At 64.1% G+C, this 25,516-nt stretch carries 24 protein-coding genes; 13 read left to right on the top strand and 11 right to left on the bottom strand.

All coding sequences use genetic code 11. From position 1 onward, the window contains the following. Window positions 1–11: 11 nt before the first annotated feature. The 5 genes from NGM06_RS17170 to NGM06_RS17150 form a co-directional block, all read right to left on the bottom strand. Complete coding sequence (locus tag NGM06_RS17170) at window positions 12–401, bottom strand: hypothetical protein (protein ID WP_254268132.1); 390 nt, start codon at window positions 399–401, stop codon at window positions 12–14. A 46-nt stretch (window positions 402–447) separates the two neighbouring features. Next, entirely contained in the window at window positions 448–1,521 is a 1,074-nt protein-coding gene (locus NGM06_RS17165) for an AAA family ATPase (RefSeq protein ID WP_254268131.1), read from the bottom strand. Between the two features lie 115 nt (window positions 1,522–1,636). After that, window positions 1,637–1,906, bottom strand: a complete 270-nt coding sequence (locus NGM06_RS17160) for a DUF7571 family protein (RefSeq protein ID WP_254268130.1) — start codon at window positions 1,904–1,906, stop codon at window positions 1,637–1,639. Between the two features lie 196 nt (window positions 1,907–2,102). Beyond that, window positions 2,103–3,062 carry a DUF4382 domain-containing protein gene (locus NGM06_RS17155; RefSeq protein ID WP_254268129.1) on the bottom strand — a complete coding sequence of 320 codons (960 nt, stop codon included), beginning with the start codon at window positions 3,060–3,062 and terminating at the stop codon, window positions 2,103–2,105. 184 nt (window positions 3,063–3,246) lie between these two features. Beyond that, complete coding sequence (locus NGM06_RS17150; protein WP_254268128.1) at window positions 3,247–4,860, bottom strand: DUF7282 domain-containing protein; 1,614 nt, start codon at window positions 4,858–4,860, stop codon at window positions 3,247–3,249. Between the two features lie 308 nt (window positions 4,861–5,168). On the opposite strand from NGM06_RS17150, the gene rnz reads away from it, so the two are divergent. The 6 genes from rnz to NGM06_RS17120 all read left to right on the top strand — a co-directional run bounded on the left by rnz (window position 5,169) and on the right by NGM06_RS17120 (window position 13,008). Beyond that, complete coding sequence (gene rnz / locus NGM06_RS17145) at window positions 5,169–6,095, top strand: ribonuclease Z (protein WP_368410451.1); 927 nt, start codon at window positions 5,169–5,171, stop codon at window positions 6,093–6,095. Window positions 6,096–6,341: 246 nt separating this feature from the next. Then, the gene (locus tag NGM06_RS17140; RefSeq protein WP_254268126.1) at window positions 6,342–6,602 is read left to right on the top strand and encodes a PKD domain-containing protein; all 261 of its coding nucleotides are present in this window, start codon (window positions 6,342–6,344) and stop codon (window positions 6,600–6,602) included. Window positions 6,603–6,738: 136 nt separating this feature from the next. Further along, a complete protein-coding gene (locus NGM06_RS17135; RefSeq protein WP_254268125.1) occupies window positions 6,739–8,778 on the top strand; it encodes a bifunctional metallophosphatase/5'-nucleotidase in 2,040 nt (679 codons plus the stop codon). A 218-nt stretch (window positions 8,779–8,996) separates the two neighbouring features. Then, window positions 8,997–11,003: a DUF460 domain-containing protein gene (locus NGM06_RS17130; RefSeq protein WP_254268124.1), complete on the top strand. Its 2,007-nt coding sequence runs from the start codon at window positions 8,997–8,999 to the stop codon at window positions 11,001–11,003. A 114-nt stretch (window positions 11,004–11,117) separates the two neighbouring features. Next, window positions 11,118–12,098 carry a tyrosine--tRNA ligase gene (locus NGM06_RS17125; protein ID WP_254268123.1) on the top strand — a complete coding sequence of 327 codons (981 nt, stop codon included), beginning with the start codon at window positions 11,118–11,120 and terminating at the stop codon, window positions 12,096–12,098. A gap of 151 nt (window positions 12,099–12,249) precedes the next feature. Then, entirely contained in the window at window positions 12,250–13,008 is a 759-nt protein-coding gene (locus tag NGM06_RS17120) for a CPBP family intramembrane glutamic endopeptidase (protein ID WP_254268122.1), read from the top strand. Window positions 13,009–13,039: 31 nt separating this feature from the next. Here the strand turns inward: NGM06_RS17120 and NGM06_RS17115 are convergent, their stop codons facing one another. Together NGM06_RS17115 and NGM06_RS17110 are read right to left on the bottom strand one after the other, a co-directional pair. Further along, a complete protein-coding gene (locus tag NGM06_RS17115; protein WP_254268121.1) occupies window positions 13,040–13,792 on the bottom strand; it encodes a hypothetical protein in 753 nt (250 codons plus the stop codon). A 125-nt stretch (window positions 13,793–13,917) separates the two neighbouring features. After that, a complete protein-coding gene (locus tag NGM06_RS17110) occupies window positions 13,918–14,127 on the bottom strand; it encodes a DUF7470 family protein (RefSeq protein ID WP_254268120.1) in 210 nt (69 codons plus the stop codon). Window positions 14,128–14,226: 99 nt separating this feature from the next. On the opposite strand from NGM06_RS17110, the gene eif1A reads away from it, so the two are divergent. From eif1A to thsA, 6 genes are all read left to right on the top strand, one after another. Next, the gene (eif1A, locus tag NGM06_RS17105; protein ID WP_128477100.1) at window positions 14,227–14,517 is read left to right on the top strand and encodes a translation initiation factor eIF-1A; all 291 of its coding nucleotides are present in this window, start codon (window positions 14,227–14,229) and stop codon (window positions 14,515–14,517) included. A 222-nt stretch (window positions 14,518–14,739) separates the two neighbouring features. Beyond that, entirely contained in the window at window positions 14,740–15,393 is a 654-nt protein-coding gene (locus tag NGM06_RS17100) for a nitroreductase family protein (protein ID WP_254268119.1), read from the top strand. A gap of 60 nt (window positions 15,394–15,453) precedes the next feature. Beyond that, a complete protein-coding gene (gene rio1, locus NGM06_RS17095; RefSeq protein WP_254268118.1) occupies window positions 15,454–16,317 on the top strand; it encodes a serine/threonine-protein kinase Rio1 in 864 nt (287 codons plus the stop codon). Window positions 16,318–16,560: 243 nt separating this feature from the next. Beyond that, window positions 16,561–17,733, top strand: a complete 1,173-nt coding sequence (locus NGM06_RS17090) for a tryptophan--tRNA ligase (RefSeq protein WP_254268117.1) — start codon at window positions 16,561–16,563, stop codon at window positions 17,731–17,733. Between the two features lie 81 nt (window positions 17,734–17,814). Then, window positions 17,815–18,363: a KH domain-containing protein gene (locus NGM06_RS17085; RefSeq protein ID WP_254268116.1), complete on the top strand. Its 549-nt coding sequence runs from the start codon at window positions 17,815–17,817 to the stop codon at window positions 18,361–18,363. 342 nt (window positions 18,364–18,705) lie between these two features. Then, the gene (gene thsA, locus NGM06_RS17080; RefSeq protein ID WP_254270046.1) at window positions 18,706–20,388 is read left to right on the top strand and encodes a thermosome subunit alpha; all 1,683 of its coding nucleotides are present in this window, start codon (window positions 18,706–18,708) and stop codon (window positions 20,386–20,388) included. A 231-nt stretch (window positions 20,389–20,619) separates the two neighbouring features. Here thsA and NGM06_RS17075 read toward each other — a convergent pair whose 3' ends face one another. Then, window positions 20,620–21,273, bottom strand: coding sequence for a helix-turn-helix domain-containing protein (locus NGM06_RS17075; RefSeq protein ID WP_254268115.1), 654 nt, complete (start codon window positions 21,271–21,273; stop codon window positions 20,620–20,622). Window positions 21,274–21,342: 69 nt separating this feature from the next. Next, window positions 21,343–21,807, bottom strand: a complete 465-nt coding sequence (lrp, locus tag NGM06_RS17070) for an HTH-type transcriptional regulator Lrp (RefSeq protein WP_254268114.1) — start codon at window positions 21,805–21,807, stop codon at window positions 21,343–21,345. A 125-nt stretch (window positions 21,808–21,932) separates the two neighbouring features. Between lrp and glnA the strand changes: the two genes are divergently transcribed. Beyond that, on the top strand, window positions 21,933–23,303 hold the full coding sequence (glnA, locus tag NGM06_RS17065) for a type I glutamate--ammonia ligase (RefSeq protein WP_254268113.1): 1,371 nt from the start codon (window positions 21,933–21,935) through the stop codon (window positions 23,301–23,303). A 14-nt stretch (window positions 23,304–23,317) separates the two neighbouring features. On the opposite strand, the gene NGM06_RS17060 is transcribed toward glnA, so the two are convergent. Together NGM06_RS17060 and NGM06_RS17055 are read right to left on the bottom strand one after the other, a co-directional pair. Continuing rightward, window positions 23,318–24,145, bottom strand: coding sequence for a phosphatase PAP2 family protein (locus tag NGM06_RS17060; protein WP_254268112.1), 828 nt, complete (start codon window positions 24,143–24,145; stop codon window positions 23,318–23,320). 110 nt (window positions 24,146–24,255) lie between these two features. Beyond that, window positions 24,256–25,494: a YihY/virulence factor BrkB family protein gene (locus NGM06_RS17055; protein ID WP_254268111.1), complete on the bottom strand. Its 1,239-nt coding sequence runs from the start codon at window positions 25,492–25,494 to the stop codon at window positions 24,256–24,258. Window positions 25,495–25,516: the final 22 nt, after the last annotated feature.

Genomic DNA, 25,516 nt, shown 5'->3' with positions numbered 1-25,516 from the left:
AGGGTCAAGAGTCAGGGGGACGAATCGGTCGCCGTCGAGAGCAGGTCACGGATTCGGCGTCTGGCCACGACGACGCCGAGACCGACCGCGACGAGCCACCAACCGACCGCGAGCGTCCGGTTCGTCCCGGCCGACCCGGAGAGACCGACGAGCCAGAAGAGCGAGGCGAGGAAGTAACTCGTGAGCGAGAACTTCCATAGCTGGTGGTACGTGACCGCGAGGCGGTCGCCGACGACGAGCAACCCGACGACGAGTCCGGGGAGGACCCAAAGATACGGGAGAAATCGCGGTGCATCGGCGGTTCCGTACGCGAGCGAACTGAGCGCGCTCGTCGGGAGTGAGAGCAGGAACGCGCTGCCGACGACGACGCCGATTCGTTCGAGGGTGTCCGGGAGGGCCATCGTCTGGGTGTCGAACCCCCGACAGAAAACGGTTCGGTCCGAGTCGCTACGCCTCGCCCTTCGCGCCGAGTTCCGCGAGCATGTGTCCGAGGTGGACTCGGTCGCTGGACCCCTCGGCGAGGTCCGCGTCGATTTCGCCCGCGAGTCGGGTCAGTTCCGCGAGTTCCTCCTCGCGGCCCGTGTACCGGTTGGAGTTGCGCGCGACCGTCAGCACCTTCTGGAGGACCTCCTGTCCGTTGTACCCCTCGTCCACGAGCAGGTCGTCCAGCGTCTTGCGGGCGTCGCTGAACTCGCCCGCCTCCGCGGCGTCGAGCATCTCCTCGATCTGGCTCCGGATTCCGATTTCTCGGACGGTCTGGACCGTCTCTCTCGTGATTTCGCCCTCCTTCTCGTGGAGCGTCTGGGCGCTCAGGATGGCCTCGCGGAGGTTACCTTCGGCGTATCCGGCCACGATGTGGAGGCCCATCTCGTCGTACTCGACGCCTTCCGCGTCCGCGATGTGTTTCAGCACCTCGACGATCTCGTCGTTCGTCGGTGCGCGGACCGCGACCGGGAAGCACCGGGACTTGATGGGCGGGATGAGTTTCGTCGGTTGCCGGGTCGTGATGACGAACTGGGTCGTCTCGTGGAACTGCTCCATCGTCCGGCGGAGCGACTGCTGGAAGTCCTCGCGGATGTCCTCGGCGTTGTCGAGGACGAGCGTCCGGTACTCGCCAGAGGAGGGCGCGTACCCCGCGTACTCCTTGAGGATGTGGTTTATCATGTCGCGCTTCGACCACTGGCGCTTGTACTGCTTTCGCTGGTCGGACCCGCGCTTGAACTGCTTGGAGAACTCCGTCTCTCCCTGTAGGAACTGCTCGAAGCGCGGGTCGTTGCGAATCTCCTTCTTGGTGCGGTCGAAGAAGTCCGCGACGTTGAGTATCGTCAGGTCGTTCTCCGGGTCCTCGTGTGCCTCCCGGGCCAGCGCCCGCACTGCCGCGGTCTTACCCGCTCCGGCCGGGCCGTGGAGAACGAGGTTTATCGGGTCGTTCACGGCCTTCTGGAGGTACTCCCGAACCTCCGGTTGCGGGAGGTCGGCGAGGTCGGGGGCGTACCGTTCCGTCCACAGCGGCGCGTCCATTAGTGGAGGCTAGGGGGTCGGCGGGTAAGAATCGGTCGGTCCGGTTCGAGGCGCGGGACCTGCGACCGCGAGGAAAAGGGAACCGAAGTATCTGGCCCGAACGGCAGACGGCCGTTCAGGAGGACGGAGCGTCGAGATTCCAACCGGGGTCCCGACCGGTGCGTTCGATGTGGTCGGACCGGCACGCCGGGCAGTAGTCGGGGGTGGAGGTCACGCTGTCGGGGACGTAGACCGCGCCGCCACACTCCACGCACGCATCGTCGACGATGGTCGCGCAGTCGACGCAGAGGTTGAAGTCGTCGACTGTGAGGTCGCGCAGGGGTTCGAGTTGTTTGTCCAAGAGGTACTCGTCGATGACCGCCTGACAGTTTTGGCACGGTTGCATGTCGATCCACTCGGTACCATGAGACTGACACACAAAGACCTATCGCCTCTGTGGATATTCGCCACCTGCACCACCGTCCAGTGAGCGACACGCGTTCCAGCCAGTCGGAACGTGGCATCTGCTGGGATTCCGACTGCACCAAATCACTGGAAAGAAAGAGTCGGTGGCCGACCGCGTCGGTTCCGCGCTGTCGCGCTCAGTTACCGTCGCCTTGACCGCTCTGCTCGCCGCCGCCGAACGTCCGTTTCAGTTCCACCGACCCGTCCTCGGTCTCGATTTCGACTTCGAGTTCCTTCCGGTCGGGAACTGCGACGGTCAGTGTGCCGTCCGCGGCCGTCTCGCCGACGGTCTCGCCGTTCACCGAGACCGTCGCGTTCGCCACGGCGGTTCCGTTGCGCGTCACCGAGACGGTGGCGTTCTCTCCCCGAGTGACGTTACCGACGAAGGTCGCGTTCAGTTCCTCGGCGTCCGTCACCGTCTCGTTGTCCTCCGTTTCCTCGTCGCTGTCCTCCTCGTTCTCGTCGTCTTCCTTCTTGTCGTCGCGCTTTTTGTCGTCTCGTTTCTCGTCCACGTCTTCGATTTCCTCGTCGGTCCCCGACTCGCTGATGACCGGCTTGAGGATGTACTTGCCGCTCTTGCCCGCCTTGAACACCGAGATGTCGAAGACGTAATCGACCGACTGGTTCGCGCCGACCGAGAACGTCTGGTGAATCTGGAGTTTCTCGCTCGGCAGTTTGACTCGGACCTGCTCGCCGCCGGTCAGGGTCCCGTTCACCTCGCTGACGTGGACGAAGACGGTCTCGTAGGTCCGGTTCTCGACCGGGAACGTGCCGAGTCGGGTCGCGTTCGCACCCGTCAACTCGGTCAGGTCCACCGTGCGGTCGTTCACGTCGTGGGTCGTCCAGTTTCCGCCGGACTCCTTGAGTCCGACCTTCGAGATAGTGACGTTCAGGTGCGCGAAGTCGCCCATCGCGTTCTTCTCGTCGCTCACGTAGAAGTTCACCGTGCTCCCGCCGTCTCTCGACGCCGTGTCGTCGTCCGACGCCGTATCGTCGCCCGAGGCGGTCGTCTCGCCGACTGTCGTCGCGGCGTCATCCGTCGTAGGTGACGCGGTCGTTCCTCCCTGCCCGCCGACACATCCGGCGAGTAGCAACATGACTGCGATGCAAACGGCAGCGTATCGTTCCATGACGGTTCGTCTGCACTCAGCAGCGGTTAATAAAAGCCCGCCGCCGTTCGAATCCGTTCTAAAGGCGCTTCCGTCGGGCGGTTTAACGGTATTGAACTGCGAAAATGGTATGGAATTTGGCTTTTTCGAGGGGCGACCCGTCGGACCGGAGTTACGCTTCGGTCGTCGTGGTCGTCGTCTCGCCACCGGCGGGCGTCTCGGTTTCCGCGGCGGTGGTGGTCGTCTGCGTGCCCGCTTCCTCGATTACGATGATACCGAGTTCACCGAAGTTCTGGGTGTACACCCCGTGGACGTACTGACCCGCGGGAATGCCCTCGGTACTGACCTCGAAGGTCACGTTCGTCTGCTCGCCCCCGTCGAGCGTGACCGTCTGGCGACCGACGACGGTTCCTTCGAGTCGGAACGCGACGGTTTGGGTCACCTGCTGGTCGTTCGGATTGGAGACGGTGGCGGACACGTCGATGGTCTCACCGGCAGTCGCGCTCTCGGGCGCGTCCAGTCCAGAGACCGTGAAGGAGTCGACTTGAGCCTCCGTAGTCGTCGTGGTCGTCTCTTCCTCGGTCGTGGTTGTGGTTTCCTCCTCAGTCGTGGTCGTCTCTTCTTCAGTCGTCGTCGTTTCCTCGGTCGTGGTCGTCGTCGTTTCCTCCTCCGTCGTCGTCGTGGTCTCTTCCTCAGTCGTCGTAGTCGTCTCTTCTTCGGTCGTGGTTGTGGTTTCTTCCTCGGTCGTAGTCGTCGTCTCCTCGGTCGTGGTGGTCATCATCGGCGGCTGCGGAAGTTCGATGTCCTCCGGAGCCGTGACGACGAACGTGACGTTCTCGATGGTGACGTCGCTGATGACGAACCGGACGGTCGGGATGTCCTGTGAGATGTTCTCCTCGATCATCTCCTCGACCTGCTCGGGACTCTGCGTCGTTATCTGGCCGACTTCCTGCTGGTTGGCCGCGCTCTGACGGAGAACCTCGCTCAGGTTGATGGTGACCCGACGGTCGGTGATACTGATGTTGCTGACGGTCTCGGTCCGGTCGGGCGTTTCCTCGTCACCGACGACGAACGACCACCGGTCGATGTTCATCTGCTCTATCTGGAAGACGAACTTCTCCATCTCGGGGGCCGGTTCTTCGACCGCCTCAGTCGTGGTGTCCTCTTCCTCCACCGCTTCGGTCGTCGTGGTGGTCGTCTCTTCCTCCACGACTTCCTCGGTGGTCGTCGTGGTAGTCTCGTCTTCGACCATCTCGGTGGTCGTCGTGGTCGTATCCTCCACGACTTCCTCGGTCGTCGTGGTGGTCTCTCCGTTCGCCTCCTCGGTCGTGGTCGTCGTCTCCTGTGCAACGCTCACGTTCGCTTCGTCGACCACCACTTGCTCGTTCGCGGTGTACGGGCCGTCAACTTCCCCCGTCGAGAGGACGAAGTCGTACACTTGGTTGTCGTTGGTGTCCAAGTGCGGCATGGCAACGAGCGTCTGGGTCTCGCTGATGGGCCGGGCGAGCGTGACGGTCACGTTCTCGTGGGTCCCGGCTTCGAGGTAGACCGAGTTGCCGAGGACGCTCGACAGCGGAGCGTCTTGGTACGAACTGTCGTGGATAGCGATGAAGCCGCCCTCCGGCAGGGTCGCCGACTCGATGACGACCCGCTCACCCTCGGACTCCTGCTCGTTTATCGTGACGCTCGCTTGGTCCTGTTCTGTCGAATCGTCTGCCGCCCTCGTAGTCGTCTCTTGCACCGACGCCGCGTTTGTCCCGGCGTCCGATGCCGAATTACTCGTCACTGCGAGCGATACAGCTGTACCACTCGCTAAAATCAACAGCACCGCCATGAAGACGGCACTAAACGTCCTTCTATTACGTGTCATGTGTAACCCCCATTCCGCAAAGTACCGGACGACGAGTCCGAGAATAAACGGGCGCGACTGTTCACGCACGTAACAGCCAGATACGACGCATTAGGCCGGGACTATCCTTCAATTTCGGTCGCGCGGCGTCGGTCGAAACACGCTGTTTCCCCCGAGGTAATTTGGCGTACCACCCTCTGATTTCGAAGGCGCTTTCCCACGCGCTCTCCGAGGTGTTCCCGAGGATGTCGATGCGCGTTACCTTTCTCGGAACCGGCGGGGCAGTGCCGACTACAGAGCGAAACCCGAGTTCGGTGCTGGTCAACCGGGACGGAGACAGACTGTTGTTCGACGCGGGCGAGGGGACCCAGCGCCAGATGATGCGCTTCGGTACCGGGTTCACCATCTCGGATATCTTCGTCACGCACCTCCACGGCGACCACGTACTCGGACTGCCGGGCCTGATTCAGACGCTCGATTTCAACGACCGAGACGAGGCGCTGTCCATCTACGCCCCCGCCGGAACCGAGGAGGACATCGACGCGCTCGTCCACGCCGCCGACAACCGGCCCTCGTTCCCGGTCCACGTCTACGGCGTCGGACCCGACGAGGCCGCAATCCGACGCGACGACTACGAGGTCCGGACGTACCGGACCGACCACGACACCAACTCGCTCGGATACGCCCTCGTCGAGGACGACCGCAAGGGCCGGTTCGACCGCGAGAAGGCAGAGGAGTTGGGAGTACCGGTCGGCCCGAAGTTCTCGCAACTCCACGAGGGGAACCCTGTCGAACTCGAAGACGGCACCGTCGTGGAACCCGAGCAAGTGGTCGGCGACGCTCGACCCGGTCGGACGGTCGTCTACACCGGCGACACCCGACCGATTTCCGCGGTCGCAGAAATCGCCGCGGACGCCGACCTGTTGATTCACGACGCCACCTTCGCCGACGACCGGGCCGACCGCGCCGCCAGCACCGGCCACTCGACGGCGCGACAGGCCGCGGAAATCGCGAGGCGTGCCGACGCGGAACGCCTCGCGCTGACTCACATCTCCTCGCGCTACGCCGGAGACGTGTCCGACCACCTCGCGGAGGCCCGCGAGGCGTTCGACGGGGAGGCGTTCGTTCCGGACGACGGCGAGATTCGGGAGATTCCGTACCCGGACGAGTAGGCGACGCTTCTCTCTCGCCTCCGACTTCTCGCGCGACTTTCGCGTTCGACCATCACGCCTTCGACCAGCCCCGTCACTCGTCAACATTGTCCGAAAGCAGTGCGAATGGACAGTTATTTAATACTCCCTTATAGATTATAAATTGTAATTTCTAATAATAGTAAATTTAGCCGAAGAGGCGCGCTTCGACTGACTGGCGGCGTCGTTGCTGGCTCGGCGATGTCGGGGACGGCGGCGGCCGAATCCGTGTCCATCGCGAGCACCGACCCGGAACCCGCGCTGGGTGAGAACGTCACGTTCGAAGCTACGGGCTACGACCCCAACAGCGACTACTCCCAGTACAACTGGACCATCGAGGACTCCAGCGGGAACGTCGTCACCAGCGGCATCTGGGGCAAGACCATCGACTACACGTTCGACCGAGCCGACACCTACACCGTCTACGTCATCGCGTCCAGCGACTACAGCGGGAGCAAAGCGACCGACAACATCAACATCGGGGTCTGAGCGACTCCGCGCGTCGGCGTCACCGACACCCCACTTCGTTTCTCTCCAAGTAATTTAAACAATTAGTGTGTCGTATTTTGACTAATGAATGGGAAATAGCTGGATTTATTCTTACGTTCTACGAGCAAACGGACGCATGCGTCAGTCCGCATCGTTGTTACTGGTTCTCTGTCTCGTCGTCGCAGGTGCCGTGCCACCTGTCGCGGCGGGAGTGACCGAGTCGCACAGTACAACCGGGAGTACCGCGCCCGCCCCGAGCGCGGCCCAGACCCCGACGAACAACACGACGGGAGAGGGCACGACGCTGACCATCCTGTCGTACAACGACATCCAGACCGCGGCCGCCCAAGACGGGACGTTCCCACGGATGGTCCACCTGATAAACCAGCGTCGCGCCGCCCACGAGAACCCGACCGTGGTAGTCGGCGGCGGCGACCAAGTCAGCCCCCACTCGCTCTCGCCGCTCAGTCAGTGGCGACTGCCCGTGAGGGCGCTGAACGTCCTCGACCCGGCCGCCGAGGTCATCGGGAATCACGACCTCGACTACGGCTTCGAGGCCGTGGCGAACTTCAGCCAGCAGTCGGAGTTCCCGTGGCTGATGGCCAACATCGTGGACTCCGAGACTGGTGAGCCGATTCCCGGCACGAAACCCTACACCGTCGTCGAGCGCGACGGCGTGAAGGTCGGTATCGTCGGCGTCGCCGACGAGAAGATACAGTCCAAGACCGCGGTGGACTTCGACCAGCAGGGCTACGAACTCCGGAACTACTCGGAGACCGCCAGCGAGTACGCCACGATGCTCAAGGAGGAGAAGAACGTCGACGTGGTGGTCGTCTCGGCGCACCTCGGCGTGCCCGTGGCCAAGACCCTCGCCAACACCACCGAGAACGTGGACGCCATCGTGGTCGGCGACGACGAAATCGAGTATCCGCCACAGGAGACCGGTGGTGCGGTCATCATGGAGGCCGAGGCCCGCGCCGAACACGTCGCGGAACTCAACCTGACCGTCGAGAACGGCGAGGTGACGACGTGGAACGGTCGCCTCCTCGACGTGACCGAGAACGTGTCCAAGAACGAGACCGTCTCGAACATCATCACCGAGTCCCGGCGGGAGAGACTCAACGACGTGGCCGGGCGCACCGAGGTCGCGCTCGACGCGCGGTTCGCCTCGAACTACCACGACGAGACCGCACTGGGCAACATGATCACCGACTCGTTCCGGGCCCAGACCGGCGCGGAGGTCGCCGTCACGAACGCGGGCGGCATCCGGTCGAACGGCGTCTACGGCCCCGGAAACGTCACGGTCGGCGACGTGTACAACATCCTGCCGTTCAGCAACACGCTGGTCACAGTAGAGTTGACTGGCGCGGAACTGGAGCAACTGCTCGCCAGTCAGGTCGTCACGCTCGAAAGCGAGACCGGCCAGAACTACGGCGCGGAGTCCCAGTTGCAGGTCAGCGGCGTGACCTACGAGTGGGTCGGCCACGAGAACGAGAGCTACGTCCGCGACGTGTGGGTCGACGGCGAACCCCTCGCCGAGGACGAGACCTACAACGTGACGGTCAACTCCTACATGGCCGGTTGGGACGGGTCGGTCCTCGAAGACGCGCCGCGCGTCAGCGAGAGCCACATGCTGTACGGGACGGCGCTGCTGAAGTACATCCAGCAGAACTCCCCCGTCGCGCCCGAGGACACCGACCGCATCCGGCGCGTGGACGCCGTGACCGAGGTGCAGTCGGTCTCGGTCCGGAAGGGCACCGCCACGGTGAGCCTCGACGCCCCGAACGGCACGACCGACGTCGTCGCCGATAGCTTCTACGCGGTCCGGGGCGACTCCGGCGAGCGCCTCGACGCCGAATCGGTCTCGCTCGAAGACGGCGAGGTGACGGTCAGCTTCGAGAACGCCGAGTACCGAAAGCTCGCGGGCGAGGGCGGTCGACTCCAGATTTACGGCGAGTACGACACCTCGGCCTACGAGCGCGTCTACTTCGAGCACTCGGTCCTGAACGCCGACTTCGAGGCCAGCGACTCGGGGAAGAAGAAGGGCCACCAGAAGGACGGGAAGAAAAAGGGTGGCAAGAAGAAAGGTGGGAAGAAGAAAGGCCACCAGAAGAACGGTCACGACAGTCTCGCGCCCATCACGCAGACGTCGGCGACGCCGATTACCGCCGCGTAATCGCACTGCGAACGATTCCCGGCCGCTTCTTTTTCCGGCACGTCGCGCGAACTCGGTAGTCTCTCGACACCGTGGTGTTCGTTCAGCGCTACTGCCGGAGTCGGCAGTTCCAAGGACGGTCAGTCGGGTCGAACGCAATCGGTGCAAACGAGGAGAAACGCACTCCGGAACCGAGGTTGCGCGTCGGATTTATATCCGCCCGCACCCTACCCCGGAGCGTGAACGCCCGCACGAGTGCGCTCGACACGCTCGTCTTCGGCGTGGACGTCCAGAGCGGAGACGTCCGTGGCGACGCACCCTCCTACGCGCTCGTCGCGTTCGATGGCGAGAACATCGACCGCGACGTGGTATCTCACCGGAAACTACGGCGACTCGTCGAACGCGAGGAACCCACCCTCGTGGCGACCGACAACATGTACGAGTTAGCGTCCGACAAGGACGCGCTCGTCCACTTCCTGCGCGACCTCCCGGACGGGACTCGTCTGGTGCAGGTCACGGGGGCCGAGCGACCGGAACCCCTCTCGCGGGTCGCCTCGCGCCACGGCGTCCCCTACGGCAAGAAGCCCATGAAGGAGGCCGAGGCGGCCGCGCGCCTCGCGGCCGGGAACGTCGGCTACGAGGTCTCCGCGTTCACGAACACCACCGAAATCAAGGTCTCGCGCGGTCGCTCGACCGGCAAGGGCGGGTGGAGCGAGGACCGCTACACCCGCCGGATTCACGGTGCGGTCCGGAAGCGAAGCCGCGAAATCGAGAGCGAACTGGACTCGGCGGGACTCGACTACGAGCGCGACGTGACCGAGAAGTACGGGGGGTACTCGAACGCGGTCTTCGAGGTCGAGGGTCGGCCCGAGGACATCCCCGTCTCGAACGAGCGCTCGGGCGACGTCCGCGTCGAGGTCGAGCGCCAGCGACGCGACGGCATCGAGTTCGAACCCCTCGCAAAGCGACGGGATCACGTGCTGGTCGGCATCGACCCCGGCACGACTACCGCGGTCGCCGTCACCGACCTCGACGGGAACGTCCTCGACGTACTCAGCACGCGGACCGCCGACACCGCCGAGGTCATCGAGTGGATAATCGAACGCGGGCGGCCGGTCGTGGTCGCCGCAGACGTGGAACCGATGCCCGAGACCGTCGAGAAGATTCGCCGGAGTTTCGACGCCGAGGGGTGGATTCCCAACTCGGACCTGCCGGTGGACGAGAAGCAACACCGGACCCGCGACCACGACTACGACAACGACCACGAACGCGACGCGATGGCCGCGGCGCTCCACGCCTACGACGACCACGAGGACCAGTTCGAGCGCATCGCGGAGAAGGTGCCCCCGCGGATGGACCGCGGCGAGGTCACCGCCCGCGTGGTCGCTGGCGAGGACTCGGTCGAGACCGCGCTGGTCGCGCTCTCCGACGACGAGGAGACCGAGGAGGAGGAGACCGAACACACGCCGCGCGAACTGACCGCCGAGGAGAAGCGCATCAAGCAGTTGGAGTCGCAGGTCGAGCGCCTCGAAGACCACGTCGAGGACCTGAACGACACCATCGAGCGCAAGGACGGCCGCATCGGGCAGTTGAAGGGCGACCTCGAAGCGGCCAAGAGCGAGGAGCGAAAGGACGTACGCGAGCGCCGAGAGGTCACCCGACTCGAACGCGAGAACGACCGACTGGAGCGCGAACTCGACCAGAAGGACGAGCGAATCGACGAACTGGAGGGCAAACTCGCGCGCCTCAAGGAACTCTGGAAACTCGACCACTCGAACTTCAGCGACGTCTCCGAGAAGAAGGCCGGTCTCACGCCGGTCAAACCAGTCGAGAAGTTCACCAAGGGGGCCATCGAGTCGGCCCACGATAGTTTCGGTCTCGCCACCGACGACGTGGTGTACCTCCGGGACGCCTCCGGCGCGGGACGCTCGACCGCCGAGCGACTCGCCGAGGTGGACCCGAAGGTCGTGCTGATCGGCGACGGCGGTCTCTCGGACGCCGCAGACCGCGTCCTCTTCGAGAACGAGATTCCGGTCGGTCCCGCCGACGACGTGACGATACAGGAGGTGGACGAACTGGCGGTGACCCGCGAGCGAGAGGTCGAAGCCGTCGTCGAGGACTGGGAGGCCCGCGCGGAGGAACGCCGGAAGGAGCAGAAGGCCGAGCAGTTGGACCGACTCATCAGCGAACACCGGGCCGACCGAAGCTACGACTCGGGGTCCGAGGCCAGCGGCCAGAGTCCCTGACTATATTTCTCCATTGATACCGCAGATAAATAGCGTGAGGGCGGCCGACGTACACGTCCGAACCCTTGGCACGGTCCCGGAACGCTAAAGCACCGCGCGAGACACAGACCGCGTATGGACGCCTACGAGTTGATTACGCGGAACGTCGAGGAGGCAGTGACAGAGGAGGAGGTACGCGAACTCGCCGAGGACCCGGAAGGCAAGCGCGTCTACGTCGGGTACGAACCCTCCGGGGTGCTCCACATCGGGCACATGCTCGCCGCGAACAAACTCATCGACCTGCAGGAGGCGGGCATGGAGGTCGTCGTCCTGCTGGCCGACGTCCACGCCTACCTCAACGACAAGGGCACTTTCGAGGAGATAGAGCAGACCGCCGAGAAGATGCGCAAGCAGTTCCTCGCCTACGGTCTCGACGAGGAGAAGACCGAGTTCGTCTACGGGTCGGAGTTCCAGTTGGACGACGACTACGCCCTCGACCTCCACAAACTGGAGTTGGACACCACCCTCAACCGCGCCCAGCGCGCGATGGCCGAGATTCAGGGCGGTGAGACCGCGAAGGTCAGCCACGTCGTCTACCCCCTGATGCAGGCGCTCGACATCGAATATCTCGACCTCGACTTGGCGGTGGGCGGGATGGACCAGCGCAAGGTCCACATGCTGATGCGCGAGGAGTTGCCAGAAGTCGGCTACGACTCCCGGCCGGTGCTCCACACGCCCATCATCGCGGACCTCGGGACGGGCGAGGGCAAGATGTCGAGCAGTTCGGGCGTCACCATCTCGATGGAGGACAGCACCGAGGACATCGAGGAGAAGGTCAACTCGGCGTTCTGTCCGCCGACACGCGACCCCGAGGACGACCTCGAAAATCCGGTCCTCGAAATCTTCCAGTACCACGTCTTCCCGCGGTTCGAGACCGTCGTGGTCGAGCGTCCCGAGGAGTACGGCGGTAATCTGGAGTACGACGACTACGAGTCGCTGGCCGACGATTTGGAGAGCGGCGAACTCCACCCCGCCGACGCGAAGGGCGCGCTGGCGAGTTACCTCGACGAGTTGGTCGCGCCGGGCCGCGAGAAACTGCGAGAGATCGAGGGGTAATCGACACGACCCGCTCGTTCCGAGCCGCTGTACGTGCGTACACCCGGTCGCTCGGAGATGCGATAAAACCGGTATACTGTCGTACACGCCCTGAACTGGCGTGAATCGTCGTACTCCCTTATGGCGACGGTAGCTCATTGTCCGCCCGGAGATGACGACAAAACGACAGCGTGTTTCGATACGTTCGAAATCGGAGACGGTCCTCGCCGCACTGGTGTTCACGGGTATCGGTTCGCTCGCGGGGCTGTTGGGGGCTACTATCCCCGGAATGGCCGGGTTCGTGGCGGCGACGACCTCCGACGCGGTCTACATCGTGAGCAGTCGCGGCGTCCAATTCGGGTTCGGCGTGTTCGCACTCGGTTATCTGTCCTATACGGGTAGTTGGGACCGGTACGCGCGCTTTCGACGCCCGGGGCTGCGGGACGTCGGTGCCGTTCTCGGCGCGTTTCTCGCGCTCCTCGCGGTCGGGTACGTCGTAAACGCCGTCGTCGGGCTACTCGGCTTGCCCCACGAGGTCACCACGGGAACCACCGAACACAGTCTCGCGCTTCACGCACAGCCGCGCCTGTGGCCCCTCGCGTTCTTGGCGTGGTTCGCGTTCGCAACGCCAGCCGAAGAGCTGTTCTATCGCGGACTGGTCCAGACGCGTCTACGCGACGCGTTCCCAGCCACGACCGTCGTCGTTCTGGCCGGTGCCTGTTTCGCCCTGTCCCACGCGTCGTTCGCCGCGCTCAGTGGCGCGAGTGGAACTGCGCTCGCGGCGACCTTCATCGAGTTGCTCGGCGCGGGCATCGTGTTCGGCGCGCTCTACGAAGTGACTGACAACCTCGCGACCGTCGCCATCTTTCACGGATTGACGTGGCTCGAACTCGCCCACACCGTCGAACGGATAGTTGCCACTGTCCTGTGAGCCGCACGCGGTGCAAGCTGTAAGCGGAAAACTACAGTTCGTCCCATACTTTCCGCAGACGCACCTCGGGACGACGGAGCAAGTCGAGGGCGCTCCCCACCGCGCTTGCAGGGTCTCGGCGGAAGGTCGAGATAGCCGGGAGAACGTCGTGTTTGAGTGTCTGTGCAGCCTTGATGAGGAAGACTCCCGAGAGCGCCACGACGACCACGAGCGAACAGAGGTACACGAGGACGGTAGCACCGGCGCTCGTACCGAGTAGGTCTCTCGACGTCGTCGAATCGACGAGCAACGTCACGAACAGCGGGACGGTCGCGCTCGCAGTTAGTTTCAGCAGGCCGTCCGCGCGACTGTCCCAGCGGTTCTCCTCGAACTGCTCGCGGACGGAGACCTTCGTCTCGCGGCGTATCTCGGCCGCGGTCTGCAGGTCGAGGTCGTCGAGACTCCGTAGGTCTCCAGACTGTTCGGCCAACTCGTCGGCCCGACGGCGAGCGCGCGACAGGACGGTCTTCCGGTCCACTCCCTCCAGTTCCCGAACTCGTTCGAGGACCAACGTCGCGTCCGCGAGCGCTTCGCGGAGTTCGTCCTCCGAGAGGTCCTCGACGGCGAGGCCGAACTGCGCATCCGGGTACCCGGCGAGCACTCGGGTGTCGAGCAGTCCGGCCGCGAGTCGCTCCCTGATCTGTCGTTCGTCTCGGCGGCGCTTCTGTTCGTCCAAGTCCGCGAAATCGTTCCGAATCCGTCGGCGCTGGGTCTTGGTGAGAAGTGACGCCGTCCTGTCATCCATAACTGGAGTGTGTCCGCACGAAGTCTTAATAACCAAGTATCGTCGAGAGAATCGAAGCCGGGACGTTGGAATACACCGACACCGCGCGTAGTTCCGAGCCTCGCGCGTTCGAAATTACGTACGAGTTACTCGAAGCCGCCACCGCCGCCCATCATCCCGCCGAGTCCGAAACTCGACATGAGACCGGAGACGAGACCCCACGCGATCAACACGAACCCGACGACGACGAGTCCGATTCCGGCCGCGACTATCGGCTGTTGCCACGCGACGACGCCGAGACCCCCTATCAGGAGCAACACCCCGACGATGCCTTTCGCTCCGAGTTTACCGAGCATACGTCGGGGTGTGTCCGGATGTGACTTAAACACCCTTGCTCCGGTGCGGGGCGGACGGACGACAGTATATTTAAACCTCCCCGTCACCAAGTGGAATCTATGAGTGACAACGACGGCGGACGGCGAAAGAACCTCCGTATGCCCGACGACGACGAGGTATTCGCCACAGTCACTAACATGCTCGGTGCGAATCGTGTAAAAGTACGGTGCGCCGACGGAACGGAGCGCACGGCCCGCATCCCCGGCAAGATGCAGAAGCGCATCTGGATTCGGGAGGACGACGTCGTGCTGGTCGAACCGTGGGACTGGCAGGACGAGAAGGCCGACATCAAGTGGCGCTACGACAAGCAGGAAGCCGACCAACTCCGCGACGAAGGCCACATCCAGTAGAGCCTGTTACTCGGGGCGTTCGCTCGCAGTGGGAGGGTACCGCTCGACTGCGCACCGTTCGCTCGGTTCGCCGCTTCGATTCGATAGAAGTAGTTGTAGTTTCGAATACCGGTAGTTACACCGATGTCGGGTGGTTACATCTGCGTCAGGACACCAGACCCCAATCGGCAAGAACGCGGGCTTGCGTCCGGGCCTTAAGTGATACGCTCCTACTACTCTCCGATGAGTACTGGAGACACCGCGTTCGACACCGACGCAGCGCACGACGAGGCGATTCGAGCGATTCGGACCCGACGGTCGGGGCACAACTTCGACGCCGACGCCGAACTGGACGACGAGACGCTCGAAGAACTGATTCGAGACGCCGCGCTCGCGCCCTCGTCGTACAACCTCCAGCCGTGGGAGTTCGTCGCCGTGCAGGACGACGACCGACTGGACGAAGTCGTCGAACTGGCCTACGGGCAGGAACACGTCAAGGAGGCCGGGACTGCGATTCTGGTCGTCGGCCACACCGAACCCGAGACGGCCGACCGCGTCTTCGACGAGTGGGTCGAGGCGGGCCGCTTCGACGAGGAGACCGGCCAGCAGGTCAAAGAGCAGACGGTCGCTGGCTACCAGAGCGAGCAGGCCGGGCGCGACTACGGCATCCGCAACGCCAGCCTCGCGGCCCAGAACCTACTGCTGTCGGCCCACGCCCGCGGGCTTACCGCCACGCCGATGAGCGGTTTCGACTTCGAAGGGATGGCCGAGTTCCTCGACCTCCCGGAGGACAAGATTCCCGTGATGCTCGTCGCTGTCGGGCCGAGCGGCGGCGAGGAACCCGAGCGACTCCCCCGACGCGACGTCGAAGAGATTCTCCACCGCGAAACCTACTGACACCTACTCTCTCCTACCGAAGCCCACCCTTTTATCGCTGGACGCGCTAGGTCGGGACAGATGACGGAGGAGCACAGCCTGCTCGAACCCGAGAACGTCGAGGGCGTCGGGGACGAGTGGGAGGAGATAGACGTATCCGACACCGAGGCCGACAAGGTCCAGCGCCAGCGCGACCGGGAGTTCAACAAGTTCCGCGAGCGCCTGAAGAACACCGAGCAGTTCAAAGTCGAGCAGTCGGTGTTCGACGACGCGACGCTGGCGGCGCTCTACAAACTGGTCCAAGACGGCTACGTACAGGCGTTCGGCGGGCCGCTCTCCTCAGGGAAGGAGGCGAACGTCTACTCCGCGCTCGGGAGCGAGGAGCGAGGCGAAGTCGCGGTCAAAGTCTATCGCATCAACGCCTCGGACTTCCGCGACATGCGCGAGTACCTCGTCGGCGACCCCCGGTTCGAGGAGTTGGGCGGCAACAAGAAGCGGGTCGTGCTGGCGTGGACCCGCAAGGAGTTCGCCAACCTCAAGCGCGCACGCAAGGCCGGAGTGCGCGTCCCCGAACCGATTGCTGTCCAGCGCAACGTCCTCGTCATGGAGTTTCTGGGGTCCGACGGCGAGCGCGCACCTACCCTCGACGACGCCCACTTGGAAAATCCCGAGACGACCTTCGAGGTGGTCCGGGAGTACATGCGGCGACTCTACGACGCCGGACTGGTCCACGGCGACCTGAGCGAGTACAACATCATCGTCCACGACGGCGAACTCGTCATCATCGACCTCGGACAGGCCGTGACGATTCACCACCCCAACAGCGGCGAGTTCCTGACGCGCGACTGCGCCAACGTCGCCTCGTTCTTCCAGCGACAGGGGATGGACGTTCGCGGCGACGAACTGGAGGCGTGGATTCGGGACAACGCCGACCCCAGCAAGTGAACCACCCCCGAAAGTGACCTCGACCGCACACCTCCGACCCTGAACGAGCGAAACGCTCAAGTGGCGAACACGACTACTCCGACTCGATGAGGTCCGCTCTCTCGACTTGGCGCTGGCAGACGTCCAGAGAGCGGACAGTGTCGTAACTCGGGGCGCTCGGCTTCACCGGGCGTCGGCGGCGACGGCGCTCACTCGCTTTCTTCGCGCATCGACTTCCGAGCGACAGCGACACGTCACAACACCATGCCAGCAAACGACGCTTCCGACGACTTCACCGTCACGCCCTACGCGGTCGAAGGAGAGATAGACTACCGCGAACTCCTCGACCGGTTCGGCGCGGACGAACTGACCGACGACCAGATAGCTCGCTTCCCCGATCCGCATCCGATGGTCCGCCGAAAGGTGTTTTACGCGGGCCGGGACGTGGACCGATTCCTCACCGCGACCGAGGAGGGTCAGACCGTCTCGCTCGTGACCGGGGTCGGTCCCTCGGGACCGATGCACATCGGGCACGCGATGCACTTCTACCACGCCAAGCACCTCCAAGAGCGGACCGGCGCGCACGTGTACGTCCCGATGTCGGACGACGAGAAGCACTTCACCAAGGACCTCTCGCTCGCCGAGATATCCGAGTACGCCAGAGAGAACCTCCGGGACCTGCTCGCGGTCGGGTTCGACCCCGAGCGAACGCGCGTCGTCGTAGACACCGCCGACGCCGACGTAATCTACCCCGTCGCGGTCCAGTTCGCTAAGCACGTCACCCAGTCCACGATGGAGGCGACGTACGGCCGACCCGACAACGTGGGGATGTCGTTCTATCCGGCGGTCCAGATAGCCCACCTGCTCCTGCCTCAACTGGTCCACGGGCGACACGCCAGCGTCGTCCCAATCGCAGTGGACCAAGACCCGCACGTCCGACTCGCGCGCGACGTCGCCGCCAAGGAGACCTTCGACGTGGACAAGCCCGGGGCGCTCCTGAGCAAGTTCCTACCGACGCTCGACGGGCCGGGCAAGATGAGCAGTTCGGACGAAGCACCTGCTATCTACCTCACGGACGACCGCGAGACGGTCGAGGAGAAGGTTCAGACGCACGCCTACTCCGGCGGCGAGTCGAGCCTCGACGCCCACCGCGAACACGGCGGCGACCCGGAGGTGGACGTCGCCTACCAACTGCTCGCGTTCTTCTTCGAGGACGACGACGCAGTCCTCGAACGTCTCGCCGACGAGTACCGCGCTGGCGACCTGCTCAGCGGGGAACTCAAGGCCTACGCCGCCGAGAAGATAGCCGACTTCCTCGACGCCCACCAGGAGCGCCGCGAGGCCATCGACGACCTCGAAGCCGAGTTCCAGCGGTACCGTCTCACCGACGACGAACGCGAGCGCGCACTCCCGGAGGGGGTCGGCCTGTTCGACTGACCGCCGCCGGTTTCCGATGCAGTTTCGGGTTACTCGCACGCGGACGAAGCCTTAAAACACCCGGAGCGACTACCATACGCCATGCAACACGTGAAGATTCCGCAGGACCGAATCGGTGTTCTCATCGGCGAAGGAGGTGAGACGATGCGCGAAATCGAGAGTCGCGCGGAGGTGCGACTCGACATCGACTCCGAGAACGGGAAGGTCGACGTCGAGAAGACCGGCGACCCCATCCTCGGTCTAAAGGGACCGGAGATAGTGAAGGCTATCGGCCGCGGATTCGCCCCCGACGAAGCCCTCACCCTACTGGAGGACGACATGATGATGTTAGACGTCATCGACATCGACGCCGCCGCCCGGAACCAGAACGACCTCGAACGGCAGAAGGGCCGACTCATCGGCGAGAACGGCCGTACGCGCGAACTCATGGAGGAGTTGACCGGCGCGAGCGTCGTCATCTACGGCACCACGATGGGCGTCATCGGCAGTCCCCAGCAGGTCGACGTGGTCCGGAGCGCGGCCGAGATGATTCTCGACGGCGCGCCCCACGGATCGGTGTACTCGTTCCTCGAACGCAAGCGCAACGAGATGAAGCGCAAAGGGATGGAGTTCCACCAGTTCCCCGGATAGAATCGACTCGCAGTTTCTTTTCGACGTAGTCACCGAAGAAAATCGTCTCGTCTCGATACGACCCCGTTTTAGAAAGGCCCGTCTACTTCCGCGCTGACGGTCGTGTCACCCAGTTGTCCTGATGGATAGTATTACCGGATTCACGGATTAGGACGTCCTCACGTCCTATCGTAATTTAGCGTCGTACCCGCAGCGCGGCCGGTTTCCACATACCCTTATAAAACTACGCGTGTTAAGTATTCACATATCACGTTTAGGAGTCTGTGCTGGCGTTCTCGTCCAGGTTAGAGAAAGCTTTATGTAGAATGGCAATCAATCATTGCAACGAACATGGCACAACGAATGGGCAACCAGCCGATGATTGTACTTTCCGAGGACAGCCAGCGCACCTCCGGAAAGGACGCGCAGTCGATGAACATCACCGCAGGGACCGCCGTCGCCGAGGCCGTTCGGACGACACTCGGTCCGAAAGGCATGGACAAGATGCTCGTGGACTCCACGGGCGAGGTCGTCGTCACGAACGACGGCGTCACCATCCTCAAGGAGATGGACATCGAGCACCCCGCGGCCAACATGGTCGTGGAAGTCTCCGAGACCCAGGAGAACGAGGTCGGCGACGGCACGACCAGCGCGGTCGTCATCGCCGGTGAGCTCCTCGAGAAGGCCGAGGACCTCCTCGAACAGGACATCCACGCGACCACGCTCGCGCAGGGGTACCGACAGGCCTCCGAGAAGGCCAAGGAACTCCTCGAGGAGAAGGCCATCGACGTGGACGCCGACGACACCGAGACGCTCGAGAAGATCGCGTCCACCGCGATGACCGGCAAGGGCGCGGAGAACGCCAAGGGCCTGCTCTCGAAACTCGTCGTGCGCGCCGTCCAGAGCGTCGCCGACGAGGACGGCATCGACACCGACAACGTCAAAGTCGAGACCGTCGTCGGCGGTTCCATCGACCAGTCCGAACTCGTCGAGGGCGTCATCGTGGACAAGGAGCGCGTCCACGAGAACATGCCCTACTTCGTCGAGGACGCCAACGTCGCCCTGCTCGACACCGCCCTCGAGATTCAGGAGACCGAAATCGACGCCGAAGTCAACGTCACCGACCCCGACCAGCTCCAGAGCTTCCTCGACCAAGAGGAGGAACAGCTTCGCGAGATGGTCGACAAGCTCGAAGCCGTCGGCGCCGACGTCGTCTTCGTGGACGGCGGCATCGACGACATGGCCCAGCACTTCCTCGCCGAGAAGGGCATCATCGCGGTCCGCCGCGCCAAGTCCGACGACATGAGCAAGCTGGCCCGCTCGACCGGCGCGAGCGTCGTCAGCAACGTCGACGACATCGAGGAGTCGGACCTCGGCTTCGCCGGTAGCGTCGCCCAGAAGGACGTCGGCGGCGACCAGCGCATCTTCGTCGAGGACGTCGAAGAGGCCAAGTCCGTGAGCCTCATCCTCCGCGGCGGCACCGAACACGTCGTGGACGAGGTCGAGCGCGCCATCGAGGACAGCCTCGGCGTGGTCCGCGTCACGCTGGAGGACGGCAAGGTCGTCCCCGGCGGCGGCGCACCCGAGACCGAACTCGCGCTCGAACTCCGCAACTACGCCGACTCCGTCGGCGGCCGCGAGCAGCTCGCGGTCGAAGCGTTCGCGGACACGCTCGAAGTCATCCCGCGCACCCTCGCCGAGAACGCGGGCCTCGACCCCATCGACAGCCTCGTGGACCTCCGCAGTCAGCACGACGCCGGTAACTTCGGCTTCGGTCTCGACGCCTACACCGGCGACATCGTGGACATGGAGGAAGACGGCGTGGTCGAGCCGCTCCGCGTCAAGACGCAGGCCATCGAGTCCGCCACCGAGGCGGCCGTCATGCTCCTCCGCATCGACGACGTCATCGCCGCGGGCGACCTGAAAGGCGGTCAGGTCGACGGCGACGACGGCGGCGACGGCGGCGCGCCCGGCGGTGCCGGCGGTATGGGCGGCGGCATGGGCGGCGGCATGGGCGGCATGGGCGGCATGGGCGGCGCAATGTGACGTAGGCCGCAACCCTACTTCCTGCCCGTTCGACTGCCCGGCCGCATCGGCCCACTCCCGTTCGAATTACGCGGTGTCGCCCGACACCGCACCGCGGTATCCGATATCTCCGTTTTTCTTGCGGTCTCGCGCGTGAATCGTGAGTTCTGCGTCTGACCAGTGACGAAACGACTGTGACTCGAGAGACGGGACCGGTTCTCGTCACCGCGAGAAGTCGGGTGAGCGCTACGCTCAGAAGTCGCTCAGAAGCGTGTTCGAGACGAGTTTCGAGATGCCCCGGCGGAGGCGCTCGGAGGCAGACTGGCCGCTGATGTCGAGTTCGTCGCCCAGTTCCTCCAGTGCAGTCTCGCGGGGAACCTCGAAGTAGCCCACGCGCTCGGCCGTTATCAGCGCGTCTCGCTGTTCGGAACTCAGGCCGAACTCGTCTTCGAGGTCCGACTCGCCCGGCGTGTAGAGCCGGTGGAGTCGGAAGTCAACGGCCTTGTCGGCACAGGTGTTTCGCATCTCCACCACCGAATCGCGGTCGGGAAATCGGACCCGTCGTTGCCAGCCGTCGGCCGACCCCGTGGCGGCTATGGGCGACGCGCCGATGTCGTGGTAGATGGGATAGATGGCACAGACGCGGTCGTAGTCGAGTCGCGCGCGATATAGTTTCCGACCGGCGAGTTCCTCGATGACCGTACTTTCGAGGACCGTTTCGTCGCGTTCGAGTCCCACCTCCAACCGTTCGAGGTCGCCACCGAACGCCCAGAATACCATCACGGGCGCGTCGAACTCGGTCGCCATCTGCTGTTCGAGTTCGACGGTCACGTTAGTGGCTTCGTCGAGGGCGTCGGCCAACGCGAGTTCCGAAGACCTGAGGGAGAACTCGGCGATGAGACTCATTAGGAACTACCTACTCTCGATTGCTTGAAAGCCTATTGGTCCTAAATCAAGCAAATAATGCCTCGTGGCCTAGTCACTTCCGTCGATATCTAGGTCGAACTGCTCGTGTTCGCTGGCGGCGTTGAGGACGACGCTGGTGTTGCTCTCCTTGATATCGGGGTCGTTCAGCAGAGTCTTGATACCTCGGTTCATCCCGTCAGTATCCGTGAATTTCCCGACTGCGATGATGTCGTAGTCGCCCGTCACCTCGTAGACGCTAATCATCTGGTCGTGACGCTGGAGGCTCTCGGTCACGTCTTCCAGCGCGTTCCCTTCGACCTTGAGTTGGAGGATGGCGGTCACGTCGTACCCGAGGGCGTCGTAGTCCACTTTGGGCGTGTAGCCGTCGATGACGCCCTCGTCTTCGAGGTCCTGTAGGTGGTTCGAGACGGTCGTCACCGACACGTCGAGGTCCTCCGCCAGACTCCGGAGACTGGCCCGACCGTCGCCCAATAGCGCGTTCACCAACTTCGCGTCGAGATTTTCGTACGTCATTACGCTTCCAAACGGGACCCATCCTTTAGAATTTTACGAATATCCAATTCTAGCCCGAAAAGCCAGAATTGGGCCAACCGGTAAGGTTTTAATAGTACATGTAGTGGTGTAGAATGCCAACAAAAATGACGGATGGACAAGTTGCGGCCAGCAAAGAGGCGGGGTTGACGGACGCCGAGCGAGACGTACTCGAACAGATCGAGGAGGAGAACGTCGACTTCGTTCGCCTCCAGTTCACGGACATCACGGGGACGGTCAAGAACGTCAGCGTCCCGGCCTCGCAGGTCGAGAAGGCCTTCGAGGAGGGAATCTGGTTCGACGGCTCCTCCATCGAGGGGTTCGTCCGGATTCAGGAGAGCGACATGCGTCTCGAACCGGACCCCGAGACGTTCGCCGTCCTGCCGTGGCGGTCGGACGGTGACACCGCGAGCGCTCGACTCATCTGCGACGTGGTGAACACCGACGGAACGCCCTTCGAGGGCGGCCCGCGTCAGGTGCTCAAGAGCGTCCTCGCGGAGGCCGAGGAGATGGGCTACTCGGTCAGTATCGGCCCCGAACCCGAGTTCTTCCTGTTCCAGAAGGACGAGGACGGCCGGGCGACGACCGTTCCCCACGACTCGGGCGGCTACTTCGACCTCGCGCCGAAGGACCTCGCGAGCGACGTGCGCCGCGAAATCATCTTCACGCTGGAGCAGATGGGCTTCGAGGTCGAAGCCAGCCACCACGAGGTGGCCGACGGCCAGCACGAGATCAACTTCAAGTACGACGACGCGCTGTCGGCCGCGGACAACATCGCGACCTTCCGCGCGGTCGTCCGCGCCGTCGCCGAGCAGAACGACATCCACGCGACGTTCATGCCCAAGCCCATCAGCGCCATCAACGGGTCGGGCATGCACAGCCACATCAGCCTCTTCGACGACGAGGGCAACGCCTTCGCCGACGAGGACGACGAGTTCAACCTGAGCGAGACTGCCTACAAGTTCATGGGCGGCGTCCTGAACCACGCGGAGGCGTTCACCGCGGTCACGAACCCGACGGTCAACTCCTACAAGCGCCTCGTCCCCGGTTACGAGGCACCCGTCTACGTCGCGTGGAGCGACGTGAACCGCTCGGCACTCATCCGCGTCCCGGACGCCGCGGGCGCGAGTTCCCGGTTCGAGATTCGGAGTCCCGACCCGTCGTGTAACCCCTACCTCGCGCTCGCCGTGGTCATCAAGGCCGGACTCGAAGGCATCGAGAACGACGCCGACCCCGGCGACCCGGTCCGCGAGGACATCTACGAGTTCGACGACGCCAAACTCGACGAGTACGGGATCACCACGCTCCCCGGGAGCCTCGACAGGGCTATCGACGCGCTCGAAGGGGACGAAGTCGTCCGAGAGGCCCTCGGCGAACACGTCACCGAGAAGTTCGTGGAGGCCAAGCGCGCCGACTACGCCGACTACAAGACCCACGTCTCGGCGTGGGAGAAAGAGAAGTACCTCGAGAAGTTCTGAGTCGGACGCCCAGTTCAGGTCACTGTCGCCGACTCCTCTTTTCGCACGCGCTCGACCGCCAACGGGAGCGCCACGATTCCCGCCGGAACCAGCAGATTCAGGCCGAAGACCGCCGGTAGCGTGAGTTCGAGTGCGTTCCCGGCGTAACCGAGCGCACCCAGCACGGCGAGTCCTCCGAACGCGGCGAGCGGTCGTACCGACGCCTCGGACGGTACCTCGAACGCCGTCCACGCCGCGCCAGCACCGAGGACGCCCGCGGCCGCAGCGGTTGCGTCCGGCGTGAGTCCGTTCGTCAGAAGCGCGGCCGCCGCGGCGACGCCCGCGACGGCGAAGGCCCGTCTCGGTCGCCAGTCACGGACGCCGACGAGGGCCGCCACGTACGCGAGTCCCGCGCCGACGCCGACGACCACGTCCACGGCGTAGTGGACGCCGATGACGACCCGGGAGAGGCAGACGACCGCGACCGCGGCCGCGGCGACCGCCGCGCGACGCCGGTGACTCCCTCGGTCGAGAGCGAGCGCGAGGAGAGCGAACGCCACCGTCGCGGAGAGGGCGTGACCGCTCGGAAAGCCATAGCCGGTCGCGCGAGCGACGCGGACGGTCGTGGGTGGCCGCGGGAGCGCGAAGAGACCCTTCAGCGCGAGCGTCAGGGAGGACGCGCCGAGGACGCCCGCGAGCGCGACCGCCCCGCGTCGCCGGTCGCCGAACCAGTAGCAGAGCGCGACCGCGGCCAGCAAGACGCCGACGTCGCCGACGTTCGTGAGCAGGCCGAACAGTTCGCGGACCGCCGGTGGGAGGTGACGGTCGAACGCGACCGCGACGCCGATGCTGCGACCGGTCATCGGCTGGGGGTAAGACCGGCGGCAGGTATACCTTTCGACCGAGGGTTACCGATACGGTCTACGACCAGAAGGTACCGATGCGGTCTGCGACCGGAGAGTGTCGAGAGGGCCTACGACCGGAAGTTACCGATGCGGTCGCTGATGCGACTCGGGAAGGTCAGCACGCCGACGCCGAACCCGAGCATCACCATCAGCGCGTAGAGGCCGAGCGTCGAGAGCCAGACGACCAGCATCGCGAAGATGGCCCACCACCGGGTGAGCCAGAGGAACGCGCCGAGGGTCATCAGCGTCCCGTACAGCAACACGAGGTACGGACCCCAACCGCGGGCGTGACCGCGGCGCATCCGCTTGCGGACGTACTGCTTCAGTTCGGACTCGACTTCCGGCTTCTCGACCGTGCGCGATTCGATGTCCTCTTCGAACGATTCCACGTCTGCTCGTAACTCCCGCAACTCGTCGCGGAGTTCCACGATGTCGGGAGCGGATTCGTCGTCGTCGGTCATGTATTGGGAGAGTAGTTCCTGCTTGCGTTCGATGCGCCGTTCTTCCGGTTCCTTGGTCCGCTCGGCGTAGCTTCCGCGGTTGGCGAGAACGACGTTTACGACGCCGCCGAGCAGGACGAGGATGCTGGCGAAGTAGAGCCACGTCACCAGCAGGAGCGCGGTCCCGAGAAACTGGGAGGGACCGGTCGAGGAGGCCGCCGCGTATATCTGGAACAGAACCTGCAGTATCGTCCAGCCGACCGTCGCGACGACAGCGCCCGGGAGCGCCTCCCGAATCGAGACGCCGGCGTCCGGGAAGACGACGTACAGCGGGAGGAACACCGGCACCAGCGCGACCAACTGTACGACCGTCGCCACGACGCCGACGAACGGGAACTGCGGGAACAGCGCGGTCGCCGCGCCCGCCAGCACGAGAACGACGACACCGACTCCGATGGCTGCCAGCACGAGAAGAGCGTCCTTGACTTGGTCCGCGATTCCCGTCTTGGCGTCGGTCGCGTAGATGGCCGAGAACGCCTCGTCGAAGCCCCGGAACACCTTGATTGCGCTCCAGACCAGCACTACGAGACCGATTATCGTCGTCCCGCCGGCCCCCGGACTCGTGATGAACTGCCGTAGCTCCGACTGTCCCGTCGCCGTCAGCAGTCCCGACGCCTGATTGACGACCTGCGTCGCGAACTGGTCGCCAGCCACGAACGAGACGACGATGAAGGCCAGCAGTAGCAGGGGGATGAGCGAGACGAACGAGTAGTAGGCGGTACTCGCCGCCAAGAAGGTAATCTCCTGCTCGCGCGCCTCCTCGATGACCGAGCGACCGGCGTTCAGAGCGTTTCCGAGACTGGGCACGCGACTCATTTCGCCAACGAGA

Origin of the sequence: Halorussus aquaticus (assembly GCF_024218795.1) — an archaeon.
GTDB lineage: Archaea > Halobacteriota > Halobacteria > Halobacteriales > Haladaptataceae > Halorussus > Halorussus aquaticus.
This window is presented reverse-complemented; position numbering and strand designations above follow the sequence as displayed.

Bases quoted from the DNA above. Each gene is read 5' to 3' on its own strand.
- NGM06_RS17170 (WP_254268132.1), bottom strand. From the start codon at position 401: ATGGCCCTCCCGGACACCCTCGAACGAATCGGCGTCGTCGTCGGCAGC.
- NGM06_RS17165 (WP_254268131.1), bottom strand. From the start codon at position 1,521: ATGGACGCGCCGCTGTGGACGGAACGGTACGCCCCCGACCTCGCCGAC.
- NGM06_RS17160 (WP_254268130.1), bottom strand. From the start codon at position 1,906: ATGCAACCGTGCCAAAACTGTCAGGCGGTCATCGACGAGTACCTCTTG.
- NGM06_RS17155 (WP_254268129.1), bottom strand. From the start codon at position 3,062: ATGTTGCTACTCGCCGGATGTGTCGGCGGGCAGGGAGGAACGACCGCG.
- rnz (WP_368410451.1), top strand. From the start codon at position 5,169: ATGTCGATGCGCGTTACCTTTCTCGGAACCGGCGGGGCAGTGCCGACT.
- NGM06_RS17135 (WP_254268125.1), top strand. From the start codon at position 6,739: ATGCGTCAGTCCGCATCGTTGTTACTGGTTCTCTGTCTCGTCGTCGCA.
- NGM06_RS17125 (WP_254268123.1), top strand. From the start codon at position 11,118: ATGGACGCCTACGAGTTGATTACGCGGAACGTCGAGGAGGCAGTGACA.
- NGM06_RS17120 (WP_254268122.1), top strand. From the start codon at position 12,250: ATGACGACAAAACGACAGCGTGTTTCGATACGTTCGAAATCGGAGACG.
- NGM06_RS17115 (WP_254268121.1), bottom strand. From the start codon at position 13,792: ATGGATGACAGGACGGCGTCACTTCTCACCAAGACCCAGCGCCGACGG.
- NGM06_RS17110 (WP_254268120.1), bottom strand. From the start codon at position 14,127: ATGCTCGGTAAACTCGGAGCGAAAGGCATCGTCGGGGTGTTGCTCCTG.
- eif1A (WP_128477100.1), top strand. From the start codon at position 14,227: ATGAGTGACAACGACGGCGGACGGCGAAAGAACCTCCGTATGCCCGAC.
- NGM06_RS17100 (WP_254268119.1), top strand. From the start codon at position 14,740: ATGAGTACTGGAGACACCGCGTTCGACACCGACGCAGCGCACGACGAG.
- rio1 (WP_254268118.1), top strand. From the start codon at position 15,454: ATGACGGAGGAGCACAGCCTGCTCGAACCCGAGAACGTCGAGGGCGTC.
- NGM06_RS17090 (WP_254268117.1), top strand. From the start codon at position 16,561: ATGCCAGCAAACGACGCTTCCGACGACTTCACCGTCACGCCCTACGCG.
- NGM06_RS17085 (WP_254268116.1), top strand. From the start codon at position 17,815: ATGCAACACGTGAAGATTCCGCAGGACCGAATCGGTGTTCTCATCGGC.
- thsA (WP_254270046.1), top strand. From the start codon at position 18,706: ATGGGCAACCAGCCGATGATTGTACTTTCCGAGGACAGCCAGCGCACC.
- NGM06_RS17075 (WP_254268115.1), bottom strand. From the start codon at position 21,273: ATGAGTCTCATCGCCGAGTTCTCCCTCAGGTCTTCGGAACTCGCGTTG.
- lrp (WP_254268114.1), bottom strand. From the start codon at position 21,807: ATGACGTACGAAAATCTCGACGCGAAGTTGGTGAACGCGCTATTGGGC.
- glnA (WP_254268113.1), top strand. From the start codon at position 21,933: ATGACGGATGGACAAGTTGCGGCCAGCAAAGAGGCGGGGTTGACGGAC.
- NGM06_RS17060 (WP_254268112.1), bottom strand. From the start codon at position 24,145: ATGACCGGTCGCAGCATCGGCGTCGCGGTCGCGTTCGACCGTCACCTC.